Here is a 3,492-nt window from a genome sequence, read left to right on the forward strand (position 1 = left end):
TTACTGAAACAATAATTGTTGAGACCATATTCCACACCGATCCTGTTTTTTCACCCAAGTGTTTCACCTCCTAACAACTAACTAAAATATTAGTTATTTTCCGACGTTTTTAGCTAAAGATAGTGTGTTGTCTAAAGTTGAATTAAAAACGTCAGTGATTTTGTCACCAAAGACAACGAACGCGGCTGACAGCGCGGCCACAAGGCTTACTGAAACAATAATTGTTGAGACCATATTCCACACCGATCCTGTTTTTTCACCCAAGTGTTTCACCTCCTAACAAAACAAAAAAGACCAGGTGCAGTCAGTGATGAAATCACTTAACTACCTGATCTTTTTTAACAATTTCATAATAGCATAGAAGAACTGCCAATTGTGTGCCATGTTACTGCCAACTTACTGCCACAATAATGACAAAAACATGTCACCTATTAAAATGAACCTCCATCAAAGCTTCCTCCACTGTCATAACTGTTGGTGTGGTGCGTATGATCCAATTCATTTTTTATGTCGCTATGCTCACCTTCAAATATTTTTATTCTGGTTCCTCCGTTTCAACAAGAGAATAACGATCGTAATAATAAGCAGGATAAACAAAAAGGCAATAATGATGATGTTATTAATACCTGCATTTGTGGAATTGCTTTGTTTTTGTGCATCAGATGATGTTTGATTTGTTTTATCAATAGTCTTTTCGGCTTTTTCATTTTTCTCTTCTTGGGTTCCTGTTACATCTTGATCCTGTTGATTCCTTATTGCTTTTTTATCATCCGATTCTTTCTCATCATCTGCTTTATTCTCCTTATCTCGGATAGCTGACGAATCAAGTTTTTCTTTATCTTTAGAATGGTTTTCGGAAATTTCTTTTTTTATTTTTTTGACGTCTGATTCACTTGCCTGTTTAATTTTTTTTTCCGCAGCTGTAATCTTCTTGTTTGGAGTTTTATTAACTGAATATTCAGTTTTAATCAAAACGTCAAAGGCCCCTTGTTCATTTCCCTCCGAGTGATATATCCTCAAAGTTTGACCATTCTTAACCGAATAATAGACCCCTTGTTTGCTTCCATATCCATCCACATGAAACTGCCATGTTCCATCCGCGCTTTTATGAGCATAACCAATATAATAATTCCCGAGATATCCACTAAGTTTAACAGGATTATCAATTGTGTTTTCAGTACTGATCACTACACTCGACTTACCAGGATTAGCATCTGAATGAAAAACATCTGCACTGTCTCCTAACGATGCATATGCGGGTAAAACATATGTAAACATCGACAACAAAAATGCACATATAATCAAATTAAAAAATTGAGTTTTCATATCACTTTTTCTGACTCCTTACCTTCTCTAATGGATTTGGGCAGTTTATAATAATTCCTAACACTAAGCAATAAATAAAAATAAAGCAGCCACCTACAATTGCTGCAGCAACAGGATTATGATTTAAATAATTCTTTATATCTTCCTGGAAGTAAGTAAGAGTTCCACCAACCACAGCAACAATTAAAGGAATAATTACTAACTTTAACTGTTTTTTATCCATATTATTCTACTCCTCCTTACTTGACTCTCTATTCATGAGAGTATTTGAATTTGTTTTTTTTACTCACTGACTTCCCTTTCTTTTGCAATGTCATTTTTACATACCCTGACTTCTTACCGAGCTGCTTTATGGAAATCTTCAAGGTACTTCCTTTAGCCGTTTTCTGAGCAATTTTTTTGTTTTTAGAATTATAGACTGTTACTTTAGATTTTTTAGATAACCCTTTTACCGTGATCGTATCAGCCTTCCTTTTATTGTTTTTAATCTTGACCATGCTTTTCTTTAACGGCGGCGTCTTTTCCAGCTTTTTCTTCGAAACAACTTTGGATTCTATCGTCTTAACCTTTACATCAAAAGCCCCTTGTTCTTCTCCCTCAGAAACGTATACGCGAACAACCTGTTTATTATGGACTGTATTGTATTTCCCTTCTGAGGGGCCATAACCATCCAAATAAAATTGCCATTTGCCATTCCATGATTTATGAGCATAGCCGATATAATGTTTAGATAAATATCCAGTTGCTTTAACAGGTTTTTGCTCTGTATTGTTTGTATAGATTGTAATCTCCGACTTACCTGGATTTTCGTCGGAATGATACACCTTTGGTTGCTCTCCTAATGCTGCTGCCGGTTTTACATCAACATTAAATACACTAGATGCAAAAATGACCCCTGCAAAGGATAAAGACAACACTTTATTTTTCATATTCCCCGCCCCTTTTTTAAAAAAGCTCTACTTTAATTCTTTCCACTTTTCATCACTATAAGAGAATTGTTTTTCAAAATATCCATGAATAACTGTTCTTTTATCTGTAGATGTTGGAACATCACATGTGAAGAGTGTGATTTCGTTCCTTCCGTGGTCGTCGAGTATTTCAATGTCAGTATCTTGAACAGTACTCTTTGAATCAACAACATAAACATAAATTGAGTGATCGTCTGTAAGATAAACATTTTGTTTTTTCTTTACTTCATCTAATCTTCCAAAAAGAAGATCTTCTCTTTTCATATGATGGCCGGCTAAAGAATAATTACTCTTGCCCATCACCTGATTTTTTCTAAGAGTTGTTGCACCGACTTTTAAGTTCTCATCCGTCGCACCGTTTAAAATAGGGAGTTCGATATTAACACTTGGAATCTTAACTTTCCCTAATACATCTTTAGGTGAACCAGGAAAAGGAATAGCGCTTTTTTTTGATTTATTCGCAGAGGTATCTGATGAAGAGACTGATAAAGGTTTCTGTTTTAAAGTCTCTTGAATTTGTTTCTCCTGATGGCTATATCCAATAAGAGGGGTGATGATCATTGTGATACCTAAGATAGTAATTAAGGATAAACAGATGATCAAAAACCTCTTTTTAAAAGAATGACGCATAATAGTCCTCCTTTTAAAAAAAGGGAAGAAGTCTCTTCCCTTTTAATCACTTTAAAAATTATTTATTTGCGCCAAAGATTGTTTTTCTTTTCAAATAAGTAATCAATCCACCTAACATCAAAAGCATTGAACCTAACATAGGAAGTGTAGATGTGTTTTCATCACCTGTTTTCGGCAGCTTATCTGCTTTGTACGGTTCAGCTTTACTTGTTGAGTCGCTTGATCCTTTGCTTGGTGTCGTGTCGCCGGATCCGTTTGTGCTGTCGCTTGATCCTTTGCTTGGCGTCGTGTCGCCGGATCCGTTTGTGCTGTCGCTTGATCCTTTGCTTGGCGTCGTGTCGCCGGATCCGTTTGTGTTGTCGTTAGTCCCTTTGCTTGGTGTCGTGTCGCCGGATCCGTTTGTGCTGTCGCTTGATCCTTTGCTTGGCGTCGTGCCGCCGGATCCGTTTGTGTTGTCGTTAGTCCCTTTGCTTGGTGTCGTGCCGCCGGACCCGTTTGTGTTGTCGTTAGTCCCTTTGCTTGGTGTCGTGCCGCCGGACCCGTTTGTGTTGTCGTTAGTCCCTTTGCT

The 3,492-nt window shown here is 37.0% G+C and carries 7 protein-coding genes; 1 reads left to right on the plus strand and 6 read right to left on the minus strand.

Annotated elements, in window-relative coordinates; all coding sequences use genetic code 11:
• Positions 1-93 precede the first annotated feature (93 nt).
• From QMZ64_RS22870 to QMZ64_RS23230, 6 genes are all read right to left on the minus strand, one after another.
• Positions 94-264, minus strand: coding sequence for a hypothetical protein (locus QMZ64_RS22870; protein WP_301441623.1), 171 nt, complete (start codon positions 262-264; stop codon positions 94-96).
• A gap of 261 nt (positions 265-525) precedes the next feature.
• Entirely contained in the window at positions 526-1,326 is an 801-nt protein-coding gene (locus QMZ64_RS22875; RefSeq protein ID WP_301441624.1) for a hypothetical protein, read from the minus strand.
• A gap of 1 nt (position 1,327) precedes the next feature.
• Complete coding sequence (locus QMZ64_RS22880) at positions 1,328-1,549, minus strand: hypothetical protein (RefSeq protein WP_301441625.1); 222 nt, start codon at positions 1,547-1,549, stop codon at positions 1,328-1,330.
• A gap of 28 nt (positions 1,550-1,577) precedes the next feature.
• Positions 1,578-2,255, minus strand: a complete 678-nt coding sequence (locus QMZ64_RS22885) for a hypothetical protein (RefSeq protein WP_301441626.1) — start codon at positions 2,253-2,255, stop codon at positions 1,578-1,580.
• A gap of 27 nt (positions 2,256-2,282) precedes the next feature.
• Complete coding sequence (locus QMZ64_RS22890) at positions 2,283-2,924, minus strand: class A sortase (protein WP_301441627.1); 642 nt, start codon at positions 2,922-2,924, stop codon at positions 2,283-2,285.
• Positions 2,925-2,982: 58 nt separating this feature from the next.
• Complete coding sequence (locus QMZ64_RS23230) at positions 2,983-3,102, minus strand: LPXTG cell wall anchor domain-containing protein (protein ID WP_367618654.1); 120 nt, start codon at positions 3,100-3,102, stop codon at positions 2,983-2,985.
• Here QMZ64_RS23230 and QMZ64_RS22895 point away from each other — a divergent pair.
• Positions 3,077-3,492, plus strand: a 416-nt coding sequence (locus QMZ64_RS22895; protein ID WP_301441628.1) for a hypothetical protein, incomplete at its 3' end; no start/stop codon positions are given. The genes QMZ64_RS23230 and QMZ64_RS22895 overlap by 26 nt on opposite strands.

Origin of the sequence: Bacillus sp. LB7 (assembly GCF_030449715.1) — a bacterium.
GTDB lineage: Bacteria > Bacillota > Bacilli > Bacillales > Bacillaceae > Bacillus > Bacillus paralicheniformis.

Bases quoted from the DNA above. Each gene is read 5' to 3' on its own strand.
- QMZ64_RS22880 (WP_301441625.1), bottom strand. From the start codon at position 1,549: ATGGATAAAAAACAGTTAAAGTTAGTAATTATTCCTTTAATTGTTGCT.
- QMZ64_RS22890 (WP_301441627.1), bottom strand. From the start codon at position 2,924: ATGCGTCATTCTTTTAAAAAGAGGTTTTTGATCATCTGTTTATCCTTA.
- QMZ64_RS22875 (WP_301441624.1), bottom strand. From the start codon at position 1,326: ATGAAAACTCAATTTTTTAATTTGATTATATGTGCATTTTTGTTGTCG.
- QMZ64_RS22885 (WP_301441626.1), bottom strand. From the start codon at position 2,255: ATGAAAAATAAAGTGTTGTCTTTATCCTTTGCAGGGGTCATTTTTGCA.